This window comes from Amycolatopsis sp. NBC_00348 (genome assembly GCF_036114655.1).
In the GTDB taxonomy this organism is placed as follows: Bacteria; Actinomycetota; Actinomycetes; order Mycobacteriales; family Pseudonocardiaceae; genus Amycolatopsis.
On the sequence record NZ_CP107994.1, the window covers coordinates 316,484 to 335,467 of the forward strand.

Here is an 18,984-nt window from a genome sequence, read left to right on the forward strand (position 1 = left end):
TCACGTGTTCCTGGCCGCGACCACCTTCACGCCGGCCAGGAACACGTCGAGCGCGAACTCCAGCCGCTCGGCCGCGGTCTCCTCGGTGAAGAACTCGCCCATGAGCAGCATGTTCGGGAACGCCTCGGCGGGCAGCGACCGCATGTAGGCGAGCATCTGCTTCCCGCGCTCGGAGACGTCGTCGGCGTCGATCTCGCCCCACGTCCAGCCGCTCGCTTCGTAGGCGTACGCCTTGGCGTAGAGCGAAAGCGCGTCGCCCGCGAAGCTCGCCTGCTTGAGGTCGAGCCCGCCCGCGCGCAGCAGCGCGAGCATCGCCTCGCCCTGGTGCAGTGAGCTGGGGTTGACCGGCACGGCGATGTTCCACGCCACCCGCGCGATGCCCGGGTGCGCGACCATCGCCCGGATCTGCGCCCCGACCAGCTCCTTCACCTGCTCGTCCCAGCGGGCCGGGTCGGGCTCCGGCAGCGGCAGGTCGCCCAGGACGGCGTCGAGCATCAGCTCCGCCAGCTCGTCCTTGTTCGACACGTGCGCGTAGAGCGACGCGGGTCCCGTCTCCAGCTCCTGCGCGACCCGGCGCATCGTCACCGCGTCGAAACCCTCCTTCGCCAGGATCTCCAGCGCCGTCTTGACGACGAGCTCCTGCGAGAGCGCGGGTTTCGCGGCGCGGCGGCGCGGGGCGCGGCGCCACGGCGGCGGGGGAACGGTCAACGAGCACCTCCGGGGTTCACGAACGTAACGAACACTGTACTTGACGCGAACGTCGTTCGTATGTAGAACGGTGTTCGTAACACGAACAGCGTTCGCGAAGGGGATCTCTCATGACCACGACCACCGCCGAAGCCGACGTCCGCGCCGTGCTCGACCGGCTCACGCAGGCCTGGAACGACGGCGACGCCACCGCGTACGGCCGGCTCTTCACCGAAGACGCGGACTACATCACCTTCTTCGGGCTGAACATGCCCGGCCGGGCCGCGATCGAGAGCGGGCACCGCGCGCTCTTCGAAGGGCCGTTGAAGGGCTCGAAGCTGACCGGGAACCTCGGCGCCGAGACCAAGGTGCGGTTCATTCGCCCGGACGTCGCCATCGCCGTGGTGGGCGGCGGCTCCTCGCTCGCCGGCGGCGAGACCGCCGACGCCGGCCGCGAATCCACCGTCGGTTTCGCGCTGGTCCGGGAGGACGGCGAATGGCTGATCACGGCGTTCCAGAACACCCGCGTCTCGGATCCGCGCGGGTGAAAATGCTTGCGGAGGCGGCCGGGGTGGTGCCGCGGCCGCCGGACGAGGTGTTCGAGCGGCTGCGCGGGTGGCTGACCGCGGGCGGTCACCCGATGCGCATGGACGTCGACGCGGACCGCGGTTTCGTCGCCGTGCAGGGGGGCTGGTGGTACCGCGGCGAGTACCGCGTGACCGCCGATCCGGCCGGCAGCCGGGTCGAGCACCGGGTGGTCAACGCGGCCGAGTGGGGCCGGTGGGGCGTGCCGCTGGCCAACCGGTTCTTCCTGGGGTACCGCGAAAAGGTGGCTGCCGGATTCGCCGGGTTGCTGCGGGAGCTGGGCGGGCCGGAGTAGCCGGGGGCGCGATCCGGCGCGTAGGGTGACTTAGGTAAGCCTTAGTACCTGAGCGAGGAGTTGGCCGATGGCCGAAGCACCCCGGCGGTCCGGACGGCCCGCGGTGAAGCTGCGCGTGCTGCGCACCGAGCGGCTCACCCCGCACATGATCCGGATCGTCGCGGGCGGGGACGGCATCGCCGGCTTCGCGCCCAACGCCTTCACAGACGCCTACGTGAAGGTCCTGTTCAAGGTGCCCGGCGTCGTGTACCCGGAGCCGTTCGACGTCCAGGAGATCCGGGCCACGCTCCCGCGCGAGCAGTGGCCGCGGATGCGGTCCTACACGGTCCGGGCGTTCGACCCGCAGGCCGGCGAGCTGGTCTTCGACTTCGTGCACCACGGTGACGAAGGCATCGCCGGCCCGTGGGCGGCCTCGGCGCAGCCCGGTGACGAGCTGCTGCTGTCCGGCCCGGGTGGCGCGTACGCGCCGGGCGCCGACGCCGGCTGGCACCTGCTGGCCGGCGACGAGAGCGCGCTGCCGGCCATCGCGGCGTCGCTCGAGGCGCTCCCGGCCGGCGTCCCGGCGCACGCCGTCATCCTGGTCGAGGACGCGAGCGAAGAGCAGGCGCTGGTCACGAAGGCGGACGCGCAGATCACCTGGCTGCACCGCGCTTCGGGTGGTGACGTCACCGCGGCGGTGAAGGCGCTGCCGTGGCGTGAGGGCGTCGTGCAGGCGTTCGTGCACGGTGAGGCGGGTTTCGTCCGCGACTTGCGCCGGTACCTGCTCGACGAGCGGGGCGTGCGGCGCGAGCTGCTGTCGATCTCCGGCTACTGGCGCGTCGGCAAGGACGACGAAGCCTGGCGTGAAGAGAAAGCGGCCGAGCGCGCGCGGGAGAAGTAACCTCGCTGCATGGGTGAGCTGAAGGTAGACGTCGACCCGGCCGAGGCCGGGTTCGACGCGGTGCGGCTGAAGCGGATCGACGACCACTTCGCCCGGTATGTCGACAATGGACGGTTGCCCGGCTGGCTCGCGGTGGTGAGCAGGCACGGCAAGGTCGTGCACGTCGGCAGCGGCGGCCATCGTGACGTGGAGGCCGGGCTGCCGGTCGAGCCGGACACGCTGTGGCGGATCTTCTCGATGACCAAGCCGATCACGTCGGTCGCCGCGATGATCCTCGCCGAAGAGGGTCTCCTGGAGCTTGACGACCCGATCTCGCAGTGGCTGCCGGAGTTCGCGTCGCCGCGGGTGTTCGTCAAGGGATCGGCGCTGAAGCCGCTGACCGAGCCCGCCACGGCCCCGATCCGGGTGTGGCACCTGCTGACGCACACGGCGGGCTTGACGTACGGCTTCCACCACGGCCACCCGGTGGACGCGATCTACCGCGCGGCCGGCTTCGAGTGGGGCACCCCGCCGGGTCTGGACCTGGCCGCGTGTTCCGAGCAGTGGGCGAAGCTGCCGCTGCTGTTCCAGCCGGGCGCGGAGTGGAACTACTCGATCGCGACGGACGTCCTCGGCCGCGTCGTCGAGGTGGTGTCCGGTCAGTCGCTGGACGAGTTCTTCGCCTCCCGCATCTTCGGCCCGCTGGGCATGACGGACACGGGTTTCTTCACCACCGACACCGACCGCCTGGCGGCGATGTACCTGCCGGACCCTTCTGGCGGGATCTTGCGGAACGACGCGTTCGGAGCACTGGGCACGTCCCGCCCCTCGTGCCTCTCGGGCGGCGGCGGCCTGGTGTCGTCGGCGCCGGACTACTGGCGTTTCTCCGAAATGCTGCTGCGTGGCGGAGTTCTCGACGACGTCCGGTTGCTGTCCCCGCGGACGGTGTCGCTGATGTCGAGCAACCACCTGCCCGGCCACGTGGACCTGGAGGCGTACGGTCGCCCGTTGTTCGCGGAAATGCCGTTCGACGGCCACGGTTTCGGCCTCGGGTTCTCGGTGCTGGAGGACCCGGTGAAGGCCCGGACGATCTCGTCGGCCGGCGAGTTCGCCTGGGGCGGCGCGGCTTCCACCGCGTTCTGGGTGGACCCGGCCGCGGACATCACGGTGGGCTTCTACACGCAGCTGCTGCCGTCGAGCACCTACCGGCTACGGCCCCAGCTGCGGCAGCTGGTCTATCAAGCACTCGTGGACTGAGGTTCCTCGACGACGTCGGCGGCGATCGGGGGTGCGGCCACGTACCGCGCCACCGTTCGTCGCAGGTGGTCGGCGTGGGTGTAGATCTCCTCGACGCTCGTGATCGGGATCCGGGTCTCGGCCTTGTTCTCGTCGAAGACGCCGAGGTACTTCTTCGAGCGGTTGAACCACAGCCGCGCGATCGGCTTGCGGTTGTTGTCGTCGAGCAGCACGCCGAAGTAGGTCTTGGTGTCGCGGGCGGCGATCCTCGCGGCCGGCACCTCGCCGCAGACGATGGCGCGGACGACCCGGTAGCCCTCCAGCTCTTCCTCGGTGGTGACGAGGTCGTCCTCCCGGTCGGGGCTCTCGGCGACCGCGGGTTCGGGTTGCGGGGTGGTGTCGGTGCCGGCTCCCGTGGAGACGCTGACGTAGGCGTCGGGCCCGCCGAGGGCGTTCTTCAGCCGGTCGTTGACCTGCTCGTTCAGGAACTGGCGGGTCGCCTTGCTCACCAGCGGGCCGAACTGCTCGCGCACGCGCTGGGTGAACGCCCCTTCGTAGACCCGCGTCGTCAGGAACTTCACCCACTCGTCCTCCGGCTCCTTGAACTGAGCCGCGAGGATGCGCTTGAGCTGCCCGATGTACTTCAGCTCGCCGGCCGCGCTGATGACCGAGTCAAGGTCGAAGTCCTCCTTCGTGAGCTTCGCCAGTTCGGGCAGGAGAGTCTCGTCGATGTCCGAGAAGTCCATCACCAGGAACGGCTTGGCGTCCATCCGGTTCGGCGCGTCGAGGTCGGTGTAGAACTGGTAGACCTGCCCGTTGGTCAGCACGGCGATCCGCGCGTTCGTGACGGCGAAGTAGCGGAAGAGCTGTGACGCGTGCTCGATCTTGAGCGGGTCGTTGATCTTCTTCGCCTCGACGAGGACCTGCACCTGCCCGTTGTGCACGATCGCGTAGTCGATCTTCTCGCCCCGCTTGGTGCCCACGTCGGCGGTGAACTCGGGGATCACCTCGGCCGGGTTGAACACGTCGTAGCCGAGCACGGTGCTGATGAACGGCATCACGAAGGCGTTCTTGGTCGCCTCTTCGGTCTCGATGCCGTCCTTGTGCTTGCGGATCTTCAGGGCGAGTGCTTGCGCGCGCTCCGCGATGTCCATGCCGGTGCCGATCTCTGCGGGAACTGATCAAGCGCCAGAGTCGCCGCGGCCATCCGGTCTGTTACAGGTCGTGAGTGAGAAACAGTGTTCTAACACTGTTTCTCACTCACGACCGGCGTCAGCCGAACGGGCCTTGGTCCGGGGCGCAGACCGCGCCTCGCGCCGGGACGGCGCCCGTCAGGAAATACGTGTCCAGCGACTTGTCGACACACGCGCTCTTGCCGCGGGAACCGTGGCCGTACGTGTCCAGGGTCAGCAAGCGGGCGTTGGCCAGCAGCTTCTCCGTGCGCTGGGCGCCGTCGTACGGGGTTTCCAGGTCGCCCTGCTTGTTGGCCAGCAGGAGGATCGGGGCCGTCGGGCGGTTCCACGGGCCGGAGTAGCGGCCTGTATCCGTGACTTCCCAGCTCGCGCACGGCAGGGTCTTGTAGACGTCGTACGGGCCGAAGCCGCGGCCGACTCGGTCGGCCGCGCGGGCGTATCCCGCCCAGACCGCCGGGTCATGCGGGTTCGCCGCGTCCGAGCACAGGGTTGCGCCGCCGCCCAGCATCGAATCGACGTCCGGGGGGCCGCCGGCGGACGCCGGGGCGAGCGACGATGGGTCTGCCAGCGCGGTGAGGAACGCCGCCAGCTGCGGGGCCGCCTGGGCGTCCGTCAGGTAGTTGTGGATCTGGGCGATCGCGCTCTGGTACGTGACGGCGACCTGGCGACCGTTGGTGTCCGTCACCGTGATCGGGCCGGTCGCCAAGCGGTCGAGGATGGCGGGGTAGTCGAAGGTGCAGCGCGCGGCGCAGGCGTCCAAAAAGGACTGGAGCGCCCGCGGGCCGTCGACGTAGCCCGCCAGGCGGTAGCTCATCGGGCCCGCGCCGGTCGCCCAGCGCGACGGGTCGTCGACGGCGTCCAGGGCCAGCGTGCCGACGCGGCCGGGGAACAGGTTCGCGTACGTCTCGCCGATGTACGTGCCGTACGACTTCCCGTAGTAGCGCAGCTTCGGCTCGCCGAACGCGGCGCGCAGCCGGTCCAGGTCGCGGGCGATCGTGCCGGTGGACAGGTGGTTCGCCAGCGGCCCGGCGTTCTGCTCGCACAGGTCGGTCACGGTCCGGGTGTCCGCGATCTGCTGCTGCTCGGCGGCCGGCGTCAACGGGAACGTCCCGAGGGCGCGTTGCAGCACCTGGATCTGCGACGGGTCCGTGAAGCAGTGGATCTTCGCACTCGCCCCGACGCCGCGCGGGTCGATCCCGACGATGTCGTAGCGGGTGTGCAGGAAAGGCGTCAACGCCGGGGCGAACCGGCCGGACGAGCCGGGGCCGCCGGGGTTGTAGAAGATCGTGCCCAGCTTGTGGGCCTGGTCGGTGGCGGGCAGACGGCCGATCGCCACCGACACCGTCCCGGCCGAAGGGTCCTGATAGGACAGTGGGACGTCGAGGCGCCCGCAGTCGTACCCGCCCGGCGAGCCGGTGGGGCAGGTTTCCCAGACGATTCCGGCGGGGCTCGCCTCTGCCGCGGGCGCGAGTGCGCCCACCGCGAGCGTGGCGGCCCCCAGAGCCAGCGCAGCACGGAGTTTCGGAGATTTCATGGGCCCGATCGTCCCGCCGCCGGGACCGGGGGCGCGCTGGTGCGCACCCCCGGAACCGGGGTGGGGCAAGCCCTACGAACGCCGAAAGCCGTGAAGGCCTCCTTCGCGGCCATAAGAGCCGGTAAGGAGGCCTTCACGGCTTTCAGGCGGTCAGCTTCGGGATGATCTGCGACCCGTAGGACGCGAGGGTCGACTCGCGGTCGTCGTGCATCAGGTACAGCGAGAACTGGTCGACGCCCAGCTCCGCCAGCTCCTGCAGGCGGGAAACGTGCGCCGAAGGCGGGCCCAGCAGGCAGAAGCGGTCGACGATCTCGTCCGGGACGAACTCCGTCGACGGGTTGCCCGCCTTGCCGTGGTGGCTGTAGTCGTACCCCTCCCGCTCGCGGATGTAGTCGGTCAGCTCCTTCGGCACCGCACCCGACGAGCCGTAGCGCGCGACGAGATCGGCGACGTGGTTGCCGACCATCCCGCCGAACCAGCGCAGCTGCTCGCGCTGGTGCGCCAGGTCGTCGCCGACGTACGCCGGGGCCGCGACGCAGATCGTGATGCCGCCCGGGTCACGCCCGGCGGCGCGCGCCGCGTCCCGCACCGCGCCGATCGTCCAGCGCGCGATCGCCGGGTCCGCGCACTGCAGGATGAAGCCGTCGGCGTGCTCGCCGACCGTCTTCAGCGCCTTCGGCCCGTAGCCGGCCATCCACATTTCCAGCCGGCCGTTGCGGATCCACGGGATCTGCACGGTCGTGTCGTTCATCTCGACGGCCCGCCCTTCGGCGAGCTCCTTGACCACGTGCATGCAGTCGCGCACGGTGGCCAAAGTGGACGGTGGCTTCCCGACGACCCGGTGCGCGGAGTCGCCGCGGCCGATGCCGCAGACCGTCCGGTTGCCGTACATGTCGTTGAGCGTGGCGAACGTCGACGCCATCACCGACCAGTCGCGGGTGCCCGGGCTGGTCACCATCGGCCCGACCACCAGCGACGACGTCGCGGCCAGGATCGCCGAGTAGATGACGAACGGCTCCTGCCACAGCACGCAGGAGTCGAACGTCCAGCCGTAGCGGAACCCGGCGTCCTCGGCGTCCTTCATCAGCCGCACGACGTCCCGCGCGGGCGGGTCCGTCTGCAGCACGATCCCGAAGTCCATGGACCGCTCCTAGTTCAGGTACTGGTTCAGCGAGCGGGACAGGAACTTGCCGTGCGACGTCGACCCGGTGAACCCGTCCGGCGACACGACAACCCGCCCGCGGGACAGCACCGTGTGCACACGACCGGTCAGCTCGAACCCTTCGTACGCCGAGTAGTCGACGTTCATGTGGTGCGTCTCGGCCGACAGCGTCTGCGTCGCCGTCGGGTCGTAGACGACGATGTCGGCGTCCGAACCCGCGGCGATCACGCCCTTGCGCGGGTACAGCCCGAACATCCGCGCCGGCGTCGCCGAGCACGTCTCGACCCAGCGCCCGAGCGTCAGCTCACCCGCGACGACGCCCTGGTGCAGCAGGTCCATCCGGTGCTCGACGCCGGGCATGCCGTTCGGGATCGCCCGGAAGTCGCCGCGGCCCAGCTCCTTCTGATCCTTGAAGCAGAACGGGCAGTGGTCGGTCGACACCACGGACAGGTCGTTCGTCCGCAACCCGCGCCACAGGTCGGCCTGGTGCGACTTCTCCCGCAGCGGCGGCGAAGCGACGTACTTCGCGCCCTCGAAGTCCGGCTTCGCCAGGTCCTCGATGGACAGGTAGAGGTACTGCGGGCACGTCTCGGCGAAGACGTTCTGCCCCTCGTTGCGTGCTTCCGCCACAGCCGCAAGCGCTTGCGACGCCGAGAGGTGCACGATGTAGAGCGGCGAGCCGGTGACCTTCGCGAGCTGGATCGCCCGTGACGTCGCCTCGCCCTCCAGCTCCGGCGGCCGGGTCAGGCCGTGCTGCACCGGGTCGGTCTTCCCGGCGGCCACCGCCTGCGCGGCCAGCTGGTCGATCGCGATGCCGTTCTCGGCGTGCATCATGATCGTGGCGCCGATTTCACGCGCTTTCTGCATGGCCAGCAGGATTTCGCCGTCGGTCGAGTAGAACACGCCCGGGTAGGCCATGAACATCTTGAAGCTGCCGACCCCGGCGTCGACGCAGGCTTCCATCTCCTTCAGCGACTGGTCGTTGACGTCGGAGACGATCATGTGGAAGCCGTAGTCGATCGCGCAGTTGCCGTCGGCCTTGGTGTGCCACTTGTCCATCGTGGACAGCAGCGACGTGCCCTTGGCCTGCACGGCGAAGTCGATGATCGTCGTCGTGCCGCCCCAGGCCGCCGCCGTGGTGCCGGTGGCGAACGTGTCGACCGAGTGCGTGCCGCCGAACGGCATCTCCATGTGCGTGTGCGCGTCGATCCCGCCGGGCAGCACGTACTTGCCGGTGGCGTCGATCGTCTCGTCGCCGGACAGCGTGCCGGGCGCGCCGACGGCGGCGATGGTCTCGCCGTCGACCAGCACGTCCGCCGGCAGAGCGCCCGACGGCGAGACGACCTGACCGCCCTTGATGAGCGTGGTCATCAGGCCTCCGTGAGGGGGCCGTAGGTGTCCGGCCGGCGGTCGCGGTAGAACGCCCACAGGTCCCGGACCTCGTCGACCAGGGTCATGTCGAGGTCGCGGATGACGACCTCGTCGTCGGTGTCGGACGCGGCGTCGCCGATCAGCTGGCCGCGCGGGTCGGCGAAGTACGTCTGGCCGTAGAAGTCGTTCTCGCCCAGGGGTTCCACGCCGACGCGGTTGATCGCGCCGACGAAGTACTCGTTCGCCACCGCGGCCGCCGGCTGCTCCAGCTTCCACAGGTACTGCGACAGGCCGCGGCTGGTCGCCGACGGGTTGAACACGATCTTCGCGCCCGCCAGGCCCAGCGCGCGCCAGCCCTCCGGGAAGTGCCGCTCGTAGCAGATGTAGACGCCGATGCGGCCCACGGCGGTGTCGAACACCGGGTAGCCCAGGTTGCCGGGCCGGAAGTAGAACTTCTCCCAGAACCCCTTGACCTGCGGGATGTGGTTCTTGCGGTGCTTGCCGAGGTACGTGCCGTCGGCGTCGATCACCGCGGCGGTGTTGTAGTACACGCCGGGCTGCTCGACCTCGTACATCGGCACGATCAGCACCACGCCGTGGCGCGCGGCGACCTCCTGCATGAGCTTGGTCGTCGGCCCGTCCGGGATGCCCTCGGTGTAGGAGTAGAACTCGGTGTCCTGCACCTGGCAGAAGTAGGGGCCGTAGAACAGTTCCTGCAGGCAGACGACCTGGGCGCCCTGCGAGGCGGCGGAGGCGATGTGGTCCACCGCCGCCTTGATCATGGACTCCTTGTCACCCGTCCACCGCTGCTGGATCAATGCGGCTCGGACCACGCTCACTGGCTTCCTCCTTGTTCGATGATGCGGACAGGGCGGCGAAGACGACAAACGCCGAGACGAAGCCGACCACCCAGTTGTAGTCGTAAAGCGGCTTGAGGAACGGGATGAGCCCGCTGTCGGGGAACGGCCCGCCATACGCACCACCGACCGAAAGAACGGCTCCGACCAGCGTCGCGACCAGTGCGCGCCAGTTCCAGCCGCCGCTGAACCAATACACCCCATCGGGTGTGTAGAGGTCCTTCAGCTTGAGCTTCGTGCGGGCGATCACCCAGTACCCGGCCACCAGCACGCCGGCGACCGCGCCGAGCAGGCCGCCGTAGAAGCCGAGCCACGCGAAGATGTAGATGTTCGGGTCGGAGTAGAGGCGCCACGGCTGGATCAGGATGCCGATGACGCCGGTGATCCCGCCGCCGATCGCGAAGGTGATCTTCTTCGGGAAGGCGTTGGAGAAGTCGTAGGACGGGCTGACGACGTTGGCCGCGAGGTTCGCCGAGATCGTCGCGAGCACCAGCGCGACCAGCGCGACGACGACCACGACCGGGCTGGTGAACTTGTCGGCCAGCTGCGCCGGGTCCCAGATGTCCTCGCCGTAGAGCACGTGCCCGCCCGACGTGGTCAGGATGGCGACGATCGCGATGAACGTCATCGTCGTCGGCAGGCCGAGGATCTGGCCGCGGACCTGCTTGCGCTGGCTGCCACCGAAGCGCGTGAAGTCGGGCATGTTCAGCGAGAGCGTCGACCAGAACGCGATCATCGCCATCAGGGACGGCGCGAACACCTTCCAGAAGTCCGGGCCCCAGCCGAGCTTGCCGCCGTCGGCCAGGATCGGGCCGAGCCCGCCCGCCTTGACCAGCACGTAGCCGAGCATGATCAGGAAGCCGACCGACACCAGCGGCGCCGTCCAGTTCTCGAACCGGCGGACCGCGTCCATGCCGCGCCAGATGATCAGCATCTGGCCGATCCAGAAGACCACGAAGGACAGCCAGAGCGTCCAGTGCTGCCCGGCGATCTCCGGCGCGTCCCGCCACCACGAGCCGAGCAGGCGCCCGAGGATGACGTAGATGGCCTCGCCGCCGACCCAGGTCTGGATGCCGAACCAGCCGCACGCGATGAACGCCCGCAGCAGCGCGGCCAGGTTGGCGCCGCGCATGCCGTAGAAGGCGCGGGCGAACACCGGGAACGGGATGCCGTACTTCGTGCCGGCGTGGCTGTTGAGCAGCATCGGCGCCAGCACGACCAGGTTGCCGATGGTGATGGTGATGAGCGCCTGCACCCAGTTCATGCCGAGGGCGATCAGCGACGCGGCCAGTGCGTAGCTGGGGATGTTGTGGGCCATCCCCATCCAGAGCGCGAAGTAGTTGTAGGTGGTCCAGGTTCGCTTTTCGACGGGGACGGGGGCCAGTTCGTCGTTGAAGAACCGGCTGCCTTCGAGAGACCGGACGTCACCGGGTTCGAGCTCGACCCGGCCGTCCTCGTGCACGCGCTGGTCTGCGGGTGTCGGCGCCATTGCGGAATCTTCCGCGCCGGTGCGCGCGGGTGGCATTGGCAGACTGTTCACTCTTCGCCGCGTCGGAACGCAGACTGTCGATTGCGTTCACGTCGTGGCAATGCATGACGTACGTCACACATCACGCCGTAGTCCTCACGCAACCTCCTCGCAACACGCAGGCCCCGTGACCTGCCGGTTCGCGTCTCCACAAGATCTCCACAGTTCGCGCCGACCGTCTCCACCTCCGGTGCTTAAAGTCGCCCCTATGGAACTGGGTGGACGGCGCGTGCTGGTCGTCGAGGACGACGTCACGATCGCCGCGTCGATCGCGGCCCGGCTGCGGGCCGAAGGGTTCACCGTGGACGTCGCCCACGACGGGCCGGCCGCCGTCGAGGCCGAAGCGTCGCTCGAGCCGGACCTGGTGGTGCTGGACGTGATGCTCCCGGGCTTCGACGGCCTGGAGGTCTGCCGCCGGATCCAGGGGCGGCGGCCGGTGCCGGTGCTCATGCTGACCGCGCGCGCCGACGAGACGGACATGCTGGTCGGGCTCGGCGTCGGCGCCGACGACTACCTCACGAAGCCGTTCTCGATGCGGGTCCTGACCGCCCGCGTGCACGCGCTGCTGCGACGCGTCGAGCGGTCCTCGTCCGCGCACGGTGCGCGGATCGTGCTGGGCGACCTCGAGATCGACGTCGACCAGCGGCGCGTCGCCCGGGCCGGGGTGGCGGCGCAGCTGACGCCGATCGAGTTCGACCTGCTGGTGCACTTCGCGCGGCGGCCGCGGGTGGTGCAGCCGCGGGAACGGCTGCTCTCGGAGGTGTGGGCGTGGGACGTGCACGGCACGTCCGCGGGGACGCGGGCGGTGGACAGCCACATCAAGGCCCTCCGGCGGAAGCTCGGCGCGGACCTGATCCGCACCGTGCACGGCGTCGGCTACGCGCTGGAGGCGGGATCGTGAAGCGCGTCATCGTGACGGTGGCCGAGCTGCTGCCGCGGCCGCTCGACCGCGTCCGGTCGATCAAGCTGAAGCTGGCGATCCTGATGCTCGCGTCCGGCGGGGTCGCGTTCGCGTTCTTCAACTGGCAGATCGGCTGGCTGCCGCCGAAGACGACGATCACCGCGATGGTGCTGGCCCTGGTGCTCTCGCAGGTGCTGGCGCACGGGATGACCCGGCCGCTGCGCGAGATGACGGCGGCCGCGCGGGAGATGGCGAAGGGCGACTACACGCGTCGCATCCGCGCCACCACGCGCGACGAGGTGGGCGAGCTGGCGCAGGCGTTCAGCCAGATGGCGGGCGACCTCGGCGACGCGGACCGGCAGCGCCGCGAGCTGGTGGCGAACGTGTCCCACGAGCTGCGGACGCCGATCACGGCGTTGAGCGGGGTGCTCGAGAACCTCGTCGACGGCGTCGAGGACCCGGACCCGGCGACGTTGAAGACGGCGCTGCAGCAGACCGAGCGGCTGGCGACGCTGGTCGACGAGCTGCTGGACCTGTCGCGGCTGGACGCGGGGGCGATCCCGCTGCACAAGACGTCGTTCCCGCTGGCCGGGTTGTTGTCGGACGTCGTCGGCGAAGCGGCCTTCGCGGGCCGTGGGGTGCGGTTCGAGGTGGCGGTGACGCCGCCGGAAGCGGTGGTGACGGCGGACCGCGGCCGGCTGTTCCAGGTGGTCGCGAACTTACTGGAGAACGCGGCCCGCCACGGCCCCGCGGGCGGCGTGGTGCGGATCCTCGCGGAGACGCGGGTGGGCGAGGTGCACATCGACGTGTGCGACGAAGGCCCGGGCATCGCCCCGGCGGACCGCACGCGGGTCTTCGAGCGCTTCACGCGCGGCGAGCGCCCGACCGGCGGCGGCACGGGCCTGGGGCTGGCGATCGCCCGGTGGGCGGTGGAGCTGCACGGCGGGTCGATAGGCGTGGTGGAGCCATCGGCGGGAACCGGCGGCCGGATCCGGGTGACCCTCCCGACGGCCTGAGTGCCGGGGGTCGTGAGTGGTAATGCGGGTTAGAACCCTCATTGCCACTCACGAGAACGCGAGCACAGCGGCACTTGACATTTGCGAACGTGAACGCGAGTACGCGAGAAAGCAGGCGAGATGCCCAAGTCCAGTGTCGGTGGCGGCGGTGTGCCGAGGGGTAAGCGCTCGGCCGGGCCTCGGACGGCGGAGGCGCCGGAGGGTTCGGCCGGTTCGGCCGCGCGGGTTGACGCGACCGCGGCGGGGAGGGGCGGCGCACGGCGGGGTGGTGCAGCGGCCGGTGGCGGGCCGGAACTTGGTGCGGCTGTGGGGCGCGAGCCAGAGATGGGCAGTGGGCCGGGGTCGGCTGCGGGAGCGGCGGGTGGCGTAGGCGCTGCGGGGAGTGGCGGCGCGCGGCCGGGTGCAGTGGCCGGTGGTGGGCCGGGATTTGGTGCTGCCGTGGGGCCGGAACCAGGGATGAGCGCTGGGGCGGGTGCGGGTGGTGGGGTCGCCGTGGCCGCGCCGCCGGTGTTGATGCGGCCGCTGCCGCCGCCCAAGTCCGTTGTGGTGCCACTGCCTCCGGCCGTGTTGCCGGCCGCCGGGGTGGCTGGGGTCGTCGCCGCGCTGGTGTTGCCCGTTTGGCGGCCCGGGATCGGGTGGCTGCTCACCGGGATCGCCGTCGTCGGAGCCGTCGTCGTCGCCGATCGGCGGGCTCGGGACGGCCGAGACGGGACCTTCACCTGGCGCAACGCCGGGTGGGCCGCACTTTCCCTCGCGTTGCTGAGCATGGGGGCGATCCGGGCGTCCGGGTGGCTGTTCGTCCTCTGCGTGCTGGGGGCCGTCGTCAGTGGATCGTTGGCACTGGTGGGGAAGCGGACCGTCCACAGCGTTCTCTACGACGTGCTCGCCGTCCCGCTCGAAGCGCTGCGGGCGGTTCCGTGGGCCGGCCGCGGGATCGGGAAGTTCACCGCCCGCCGCGACGGTGTGGCCCGGCGGATCGCGCTCGCCGTGCTGGCCGCCGCGGTGCTCGTCGCCGTCTTCGTGCCGCTGCTCGCCAGTGCCGACGCCGCCTTCGCCGCGCTCGTCCGCGCGATGATCCCCGACCTCAGCGTCGCGACCGTCGCGCGGTGGTGTCTCGTCTTCGTCGTCGCCGCGTCGGTCGTCGCCGGGGCCTGCTACTTCCTCGCCGCGCCACCGCCTCGGGCGACCGTCGACCGTCCACACCGGAGCAAGTACGGTCTGGAATGGACAGTCCCGCTCGTTGTTCTCGTGCTGCTCTTCAGCGTCTTCGTCGCGGTCCGGCTGGTCACGCTCTTCGGTGGCACCGAGTACGTCCTGCGCACCAGCGGCCTGACCGCGGCCGAATACGCCCGCGGCGGCTTCTGGCAGCTCTGCGCGGTGACGGTGCTGACGCTCGCCATCGTCGCCGCCGCGCTGCGCTGGGCGCCGGACGTCACCCGGGCCGACCGGCTCCGCCAGCGTGTCCTGCTCGGGGCGCTCAGCGGGCTCAGCCTGGTGCTCGTCGGGTCCGCGTTGAGTCGCATGTGGACCTACCAGGAGGCCTACGGCTTCACGGTGTTGCGGCTGCTGGTCGAAGTCTGCGAGCTGTGGTTCGGCGCGGTTTTCGTGCTGGTGATCGCTTCGCTGGTCAAGCTGCGCTCGACGTGGCTGCCCCGCGCGGCCATCGGCACCGCCGCCGCGGCGCTGCTGACGCTCGCCCTCCTCGATCCGGAACGGCTCATCGCCGACGCCAACCTCGACCGCGCCGCCGCCGGAAAGCCCCTGGACCACAGCTATCTCGAGGAGTTCTCCGCAGACGTCGTCCCGGTCGTCTCGGCGCGGCTGCCCGAGCCGGTGCGCACCTGCGTGCTGCGGCGGATCCTCGCCGACGACACGCCGGACGGCTGGCCCGCCTGGAACCTCAGCCGCTCCACGGCGCGCGAGGTCACCCTCGGCCGGTGCGGCTGAACCGAACGGCGCGTTCGTGCGTGGTCCATGAGGTCGAGCGGGAGCCACCGGGCCGTCGTGGGGGCGGCCCGGCGGCTCCCGCGCGCGAAACCCGATGAAAACCGATGAAACCCGCTCAGAAGGCGAAGACGTCGTCGGAGTCGCGGACGGCCTCGCACCGGTTGGCGTAGGTCGTGCGGAACGACACCGGCTTGCCGCGCCAGGTGCCGACCACCGTGATGTCGACCGGGGCGTAGATCAGCGTGCACGCCTGGTGCCGGCCGCGGATGCGGGCGAAGTCGCCGTTCACGCCTTCGAGGACGTCGCACGCCTTCCCGCGCTTCGGGTGCGTGCCGCCGGTCGGGTCGCAGGTCAGCACGACCGAGCCGATCCGGTCGGCGGTGTCGTGGCTGGTCAGCTGCAACGTCGACGCCGGCGGCTGCGCGGGCGCGAGACAGCTCAGGCTCATCAGGCAGGCAGCGAACGGGAGGAGGGCCATATCGGTCTCATCGGCAGGCCGAAGGTGATCACTGTGCTGCACGTCCGGGTGAGTCTTCTTCGCTCGGCCGGGTGAGGTCCACCGCCAGCAGCGCGACGTAGAGCGAGAGCATCGACTCCGGCTCCTCCAGCCGGACGCCGAGGACCTGCTCGATCCGGGCGAGCTGCTGGTAGTACGCCGTCCGCGAAGTGTGCGCGGCCGCGGCCGCCGCGGACTTGTTGCCGCCCTGCTCGCAGTAGTGCCGCAGCGCCTGCACGAGCCGGCTGCCGGACGCGGCGTCGCGGTGCAGCAACGGCCCCAGCTCACGGGTCGCGAACGCCGTCACCCGCTCGTCCCCGGCGAGCAGGTGCAGCAGGCCGCGCAGCCGGACGTCGGACAGCCGGTGCAGCACCCGCTCCTCGCCGGCGCCCAGGGCGGCGGCCGCGACCTGCCCGGCTTCCAGCAGCGTCCGGCTCGCTTCGGCGGGCGAGAGCACCGTGGTGCCGACCGCGAGCACCCCCGGGGCGCTGCTGCGCGCCTCGTGGACGTCGGTGGCGAGCCGCTGCAGCACCGCGTCGGCGTTCGCCTCCGGGGACAGCGCGATCAGCGCCCGCACCCCGATGTCGTCGGTCGCCACCAGCGCCGACACCTTCGCGCGGCGCGCGGCCAGCGCCGTCGCCTCGGCCAGCTCGCGCAGCACCGGCGGCGTCGACAACGCCGGCCGCCCGGTGCCGGTGAACCGCGGCCGCACCGCGAGCCCGACCAGCTGCCGCCCGGTCAGCGGCACGGCCAGCGCGGACGCCCGGGCCAGCAGCTCCGCCGACGGCGCGGGCGAGGCCAGCAGCTCGGCGAGCACCGCGCGGTGGGCCTGGCGCTCCAGGCCGTCGGAGTCCTTGGCGACCAGCCGGTGCACGGCGAGCGCGGACGCGGCGCGTTCGGCGACCACGCGGTGGCGGTGCGGCGGCTGGTCGGCGCACACGACGATCAGCCGCGCCCAGTCGTGGCCGCGCGCGCCGACGATCGTGACCAGCCAGCCCGCGTTCGCGTGGTAGCCGGTGCGCTCGCCGACCTGGACCACCCGGGACCGCGCGGGCCAGCCGGTGAGCAGCTCGGCCGGGTCGGTGCCGGCCGCGTCGTAGGCCAGCACCTCGTGCGAGAGCGTCTCCAGCACCACCGGCTGCTCGGTGAGCCGCGCGACCTCGCCCAGCACGACGCCGGGTTCGGCGCCCGCGACGGTCAGCGCGGTGAACGTCTCGTGCACCCGCTCGGCCGCGCGCAGCTCGGCGACCTGGGCGTCGACGATCTGGCCGTTGACGGCTTCGGTGACGCTCACGAACCGCGTCTCACGCGACAGCGTGACCAGCGGAAACCCGTGCGCGTCGGCGGCCTCGACCAGGGCCGCGGGCAGCTTGTCGCTCCAGTGCCGGACCAGCTCGATCACCACGCCGGCGGCGCCGACGCCGGCCAGGTCGGCGACGTAGCGGGCCAGCGACGGGCCGTCGTCGGGCAGCGCGACGCCGGTCGTCAGCACCAGCTCGCCGCCGCGCAGCAGGTGCGCGATGTCGGCGACCTCGGCCACGTGCGCCCAGCGCACGGGCGCGTCCAGCCCGGCGGCGCCCGCGACGACGTGCGGCCGGCCCTGGCGCAGCACCGGCAGCGCGAGCACGTCGGCCACGGTCGGGTACACGGCACCTCGCTGGTGATGGTTGCGATGATCGGCAGGGGACAGACTGTACGGCCGGGGCGGCGAGTCCGTACACGTTGCCGATGGCGTCCGCGTGGCGCCCGCCCGGACACTCGCAGGGACGTCCCCGAGCGAAGGAGTGCCCGTCGTGACCGACCGCATCAGCCACTGGATCGACGGCAAGCCGTTCACCGGGACCCCGGCCCGCACCGGCGACGTCTTCGACCCCGCCACCGGCCAGGTCCGCGCGCAGGTCGACTTCGCCGGGCAGGCCGAGGTCGACCAGGCCGTGGCGGCCGCGTCCGCGGCGCTGCCGGGCTGGCGCGGGACGTCGCTGGCCGGCCGGACGCGGGTGCTGTTCGCCTTCCGCGAGCTGCTCTCGGCGCGCAAGCACGAGCTGGCGAAGATCGTCACGAGCGAGCACGGCAAGGTCGAGTCCGACGCGGCCGGCGAGATCGCCCGCGCGATCGAGAACGTCGAGTACGCCTGCGGGGCCGCGCAGCTGCTCAAGGGCGGCTTCAGCGAGAACGCCTCCACCGGCGTCGACGTCTACTCGATCGCCCAGCCGCTCGGCGTCGTCGGCGTGATCTCGCCGTTCAACTTCCCGGCCATGGTGCCGCTGTGGTTCGTGCCGAACGCGCTCGCCTGCGGCAACACCGTCGTGCTCAAGCCCAGTGAGAAGGACCCTTCGGCGGCGGTGTTCCTCGCCGAGCTGTTCGCCGAGGCGGGGCTGCCCGCGGGCGTGCTCAACGTGCTGCACGGCGACAAGGTCGCGGTCGACGGCCTGCTGGAACACCGCGACGTCAAGGCGATCTCGTTCGTCGGGTCGACGCCGATCGCGCGGTACGTCTACGAGACCGGCACCCGGCACGGCAAGCGCGTCCAGGCCCTCGGCGGGGCGAAGAACCACATGATCGTGCTGCCGGACGCCGACCTCGACCTGGCCGCCGACGCCGCGGTGTCCGCCGGGTTCGGCTCGGCGGGGGAGCGCTGCATGGCCGTGTCGGTCGTGGTGGCCGTCGACCCGGTCGGCGACGAGCTGGTCGCGAAGATCGCCGAGCGGATCGGGAACCTGAAGGTCGGCGACGGGCGTGACCCGGAGTCCGAGATGGGCCCGCTGGTCACCCGCGCCCACCACGAGCGCGTCGAGTCCTATGTGGACGCCGGGGTCGGGGCGGGCGCGGCGCTGGTCGTCGACGGCCGCGGCGTCGAGGTGCCCGGCGACGGCTTCTGGCTCGGCCCGACGCTGTTCGACCACGTGCGCCCGGAGATGTCGATCTACACCGACGAGATCTTCGGCCCGGTGCTGTCGGTGGCACGCGCGGCGTCCTACGACGACGCCCTGGACCTGGTCAACGCCAACCCGTACGGCAACGGCACGGCCATCTTCACCGGCGACGGCGCGGCCGCACGGCGGTTCCAGAACGAGGTCGAGGTCGGCATGGTCGGCGTCAACGTCCCGATCCCGGTGCCGGTCGGCTACTACTCCTTCGGCGGCTGGAAGGACTCGCTGTTCGGCGACAGCCACGCGTACGGGCCGGAGGGCTTCCACTTCTTCACGCGCACCAAGGTCGTCACCTCGCGCTGGCCCGACCGGTCGCACGCCGGGGTGAACCTGGGGTTCCCGCGCAATTCCTGACGTGATCCGGGATTGTCCGGGGAGCTCCGCGGG

17 protein-coding genes are annotated in these 18,984 nt (G+C 71.0%); 8 read left to right on the forward strand and 9 right to left on the reverse strand.

Annotation, left to right across the window (positions count from 1 at the left end; all coding sequences use genetic code 11):
- A complete protein-coding gene (locus OHS58_RS01380) occupies positions 1 to 708 on the reverse strand; it encodes a TetR/AcrR family transcriptional regulator (RefSeq protein WP_326943296.1) in 708 nt (235 codons plus the stop codon).
- Between the two features lie 110 nt (positions 709 to 818).
- Between OHS58_RS01380 and OHS58_RS01385 the strand changes: the two genes are divergently transcribed.
- The 4 genes from OHS58_RS01385 to OHS58_RS01400 all read left to right on the forward strand — a co-directional run bounded on the left by OHS58_RS01385 (position 819) and on the right by OHS58_RS01400 (position 3,683).
- Positions 819 to 1,235 (forward strand): SgcJ/EcaC family oxidoreductase, encoded by a 417-nt coding sequence (locus OHS58_RS01385; protein WP_328646877.1) that lies wholly within the window; start codon positions 819 to 821, stop codon positions 1,233 to 1,235.
- Between the two features lie 2 nt (positions 1,236 to 1,237).
- Positions 1,238 to 1,567, forward strand: coding sequence for a hypothetical protein (locus tag OHS58_RS01390; protein ID WP_328649757.1), 330 nt, complete (start codon positions 1,238 to 1,240; stop codon positions 1,565 to 1,567).
- Between the two features lie 67 nt (positions 1,568 to 1,634).
- Positions 1,635 to 2,447 (forward strand): siderophore-interacting protein, encoded by an 813-nt coding sequence (locus OHS58_RS01395; protein WP_328646878.1) that lies wholly within the window; start codon positions 1,635 to 1,637, stop codon positions 2,445 to 2,447.
- Positions 2,448 to 2,456: 9 nt separating this feature from the next.
- Positions 2,457 to 3,683, forward strand: coding sequence for a serine hydrolase domain-containing protein (locus OHS58_RS01400; protein ID WP_328646879.1), 1,227 nt, complete (start codon positions 2,457 to 2,459; stop codon positions 3,681 to 3,683).
- Here OHS58_RS01400 and OHS58_RS01405 read toward each other — a convergent pair.
- The 6 genes from OHS58_RS01405 to OHS58_RS01430 all read right to left on the reverse strand — a co-directional run bounded on the left by OHS58_RS01405 (position 3,665) and on the right by OHS58_RS01430 (position 11,268).
- Positions 3,665 to 4,816 carry a type I restriction endonuclease gene (locus tag OHS58_RS01405; protein ID WP_328646880.1) on the reverse strand — a complete coding sequence of 384 codons (1,152 nt, stop codon included), beginning with the start codon at positions 4,814 to 4,816 and terminating at the stop codon, positions 3,665 to 3,667. The two genes, OHS58_RS01400 and OHS58_RS01405, sit on opposite strands and share 19 nt — an antisense overlap.
- 118 nt (positions 4,817 to 4,934) lie before the next feature.
- Positions 4,935 to 6,389, reverse strand: coding sequence for an alpha/beta hydrolase (locus OHS58_RS01410; protein WP_328646881.1), 1,455 nt, complete (start codon positions 6,387 to 6,389; stop codon positions 4,935 to 4,937).
- Between the two features lie 142 nt (positions 6,390 to 6,531).
- Complete coding sequence (locus OHS58_RS01415) at positions 6,532 to 7,530, reverse strand: TIGR03842 family LLM class F420-dependent oxidoreductase (protein ID WP_326959490.1); 999 nt, start codon at positions 7,528 to 7,530, stop codon at positions 6,532 to 6,534.
- 9 nt (positions 7,531 to 7,539) lie between these two features.
- Positions 7,540 to 8,922, reverse strand: coding sequence for a dihydropyrimidinase (gene hydA / locus OHS58_RS01420; RefSeq protein ID WP_326959492.1), 1,383 nt, complete (start codon positions 8,920 to 8,922; stop codon positions 7,540 to 7,542).
- Positions 8,922 to 9,704, reverse strand: a complete 783-nt coding sequence (locus tag OHS58_RS01425) for a nitrilase-related carbon-nitrogen hydrolase (RefSeq protein ID WP_247064487.1) — start codon at positions 9,702 to 9,704, stop codon at positions 8,922 to 8,924. Before OHS58_RS01425 ends, hydA begins: the two co-directional genes overlap by 1 nt.
- 10 nt (positions 9,705 to 9,714) lie before the next feature.
- Positions 9,715 to 11,268, reverse strand: coding sequence for an NCS1 family nucleobase:cation symporter-1 (locus tag OHS58_RS01430; protein ID WP_326943287.1), 1,554 nt, complete (start codon positions 11,266 to 11,268; stop codon positions 9,715 to 9,717).
- A gap of 247 nt (positions 11,269 to 11,515) precedes the next feature.
- Between OHS58_RS01430 and OHS58_RS01435 the strand changes: the two genes are divergently transcribed.
- From OHS58_RS01435 to OHS58_RS01445, 3 genes are all read left to right on the forward strand, one after another.
- Entirely contained in the window at positions 11,516 to 12,208 is a 693-nt protein-coding gene (locus OHS58_RS01435; protein ID WP_247055097.1) for a response regulator transcription factor, read from the forward strand.
- Complete coding sequence (locus OHS58_RS01440) at positions 12,205 to 13,224, forward strand: HAMP domain-containing sensor histidine kinase (protein ID WP_328646882.1); 1,020 nt, start codon at positions 12,205 to 12,207, stop codon at positions 13,222 to 13,224. The genes OHS58_RS01435 and OHS58_RS01440 overlap by 4 nt, the downstream gene beginning before the upstream one ends.
- 456 nt (positions 13,225 to 13,680) lie before the next feature.
- Positions 13,681 to 15,171, forward strand: a complete 1,491-nt coding sequence (locus OHS58_RS01445; RefSeq protein ID WP_328646883.1) for a DUF4153 domain-containing protein — start codon at positions 13,681 to 13,683, stop codon at positions 15,169 to 15,171.
- A gap of 115 nt (positions 15,172 to 15,286) precedes the next feature.
- Here the strand turns inward: OHS58_RS01445 and OHS58_RS01450 are convergent, their stop codons facing one another.
- A complete protein-coding gene (locus OHS58_RS01450; protein ID WP_328649758.1) occupies positions 15,287 to 15,619 on the reverse strand; it encodes an SSI family serine proteinase inhibitor in 333 nt (110 codons plus the stop codon).
- Between the two features lie 58 nt (positions 15,620 to 15,677).
- Positions 15,678 to 17,315 carry a PucR family transcriptional regulator gene (locus OHS58_RS01455; RefSeq protein ID WP_328646884.1) on the reverse strand — a complete coding sequence of 546 codons (1,638 nt, stop codon included), beginning with the start codon at positions 17,313 to 17,315 and terminating at the stop codon, positions 15,678 to 15,680.
- Positions 17,316 to 17,460: 145 nt separating this feature from the next.
- Here OHS58_RS01455 and OHS58_RS01460 point away from each other — a divergent pair, with 145 nt between their 5' ends.
- Positions 17,461 to 18,951 (forward strand): CoA-acylating methylmalonate-semialdehyde dehydrogenase, encoded by a 1,491-nt coding sequence (locus OHS58_RS01460; RefSeq protein WP_328646885.1) that lies wholly within the window; start codon positions 17,461 to 17,463, stop codon positions 18,949 to 18,951.
- Positions 18,952 to 18,984: the final 33 nt, after the last annotated feature.

Coding starts and splice junctions, on each gene's coding strand:
- OHS58_RS01385 (WP_328646877.1), top strand. CDS start 819: ATGACCACGACCACCGCCGAAGCCGACGTCCGCGCCGTGCTCGACCGG.
- OHS58_RS01390 (WP_328649757.1), top strand. CDS start 1,238: ATGCTTGCGGAGGCGGCCGGGGTGGTGCCGCGGCCGCCGGACGAGGTG.
- OHS58_RS01395 (WP_328646878.1), top strand. CDS start 1,635: ATGGCCGAAGCACCCCGGCGGTCCGGACGGCCCGCGGTGAAGCTGCGC.
- OHS58_RS01400 (WP_328646879.1), top strand. CDS start 2,457: ATGGGTGAGCTGAAGGTAGACGTCGACCCGGCCGAGGCCGGGTTCGAC.
- OHS58_RS01405 (WP_328646880.1), bottom strand. CDS start 4,816: ATGGACATCGCGGAGCGCGCGCAAGCACTCGCCCTGAAGATCCGCAAG.
- OHS58_RS01410 (WP_328646881.1), bottom strand. CDS start 6,389: ATGAAATCTCCGAAACTCCGTGCTGCGCTGGCTCTGGGGGCCGCCACG.
- OHS58_RS01415 (WP_326959490.1), bottom strand. CDS start 7,530: ATGGACTTCGGGATCGTGCTGCAGACGGACCCGCCCGCGCGGGACGTC.
- hydA (WP_326959492.1), bottom strand. CDS start 8,922: ATGACCACGCTCATCAAGGGCGGTCAGGTCGTCTCGCCGTCGGGCGCT.
- OHS58_RS01425 (WP_247064487.1), bottom strand. CDS start 9,704: ATGATCAAGGCGGCGGTGGACCACATCGCCTCCGCCGCCTCGCAGGGC.
- OHS58_RS01430 (WP_326943287.1), bottom strand. CDS start 11,268: ATGGCGCCGACACCCGCAGACCAGCGCGTGCACGAGGACGGCCGGGTC.
- OHS58_RS01435 (WP_247055097.1), top strand. CDS start 11,516: ATGGAACTGGGTGGACGGCGCGTGCTGGTCGTCGAGGACGACGTCACG.
- OHS58_RS01445 (WP_328646883.1), top strand. CDS start 13,681: ATGAGCGCTGGGGCGGGTGCGGGTGGTGGGGTCGCCGTGGCCGCGCCG.
- OHS58_RS01450 (WP_328649758.1), bottom strand. CDS start 15,619: ATGAGCCTGAGCTGTCTCGCGCCCGCGCAGCCGCCGGCGTCGACGTTG.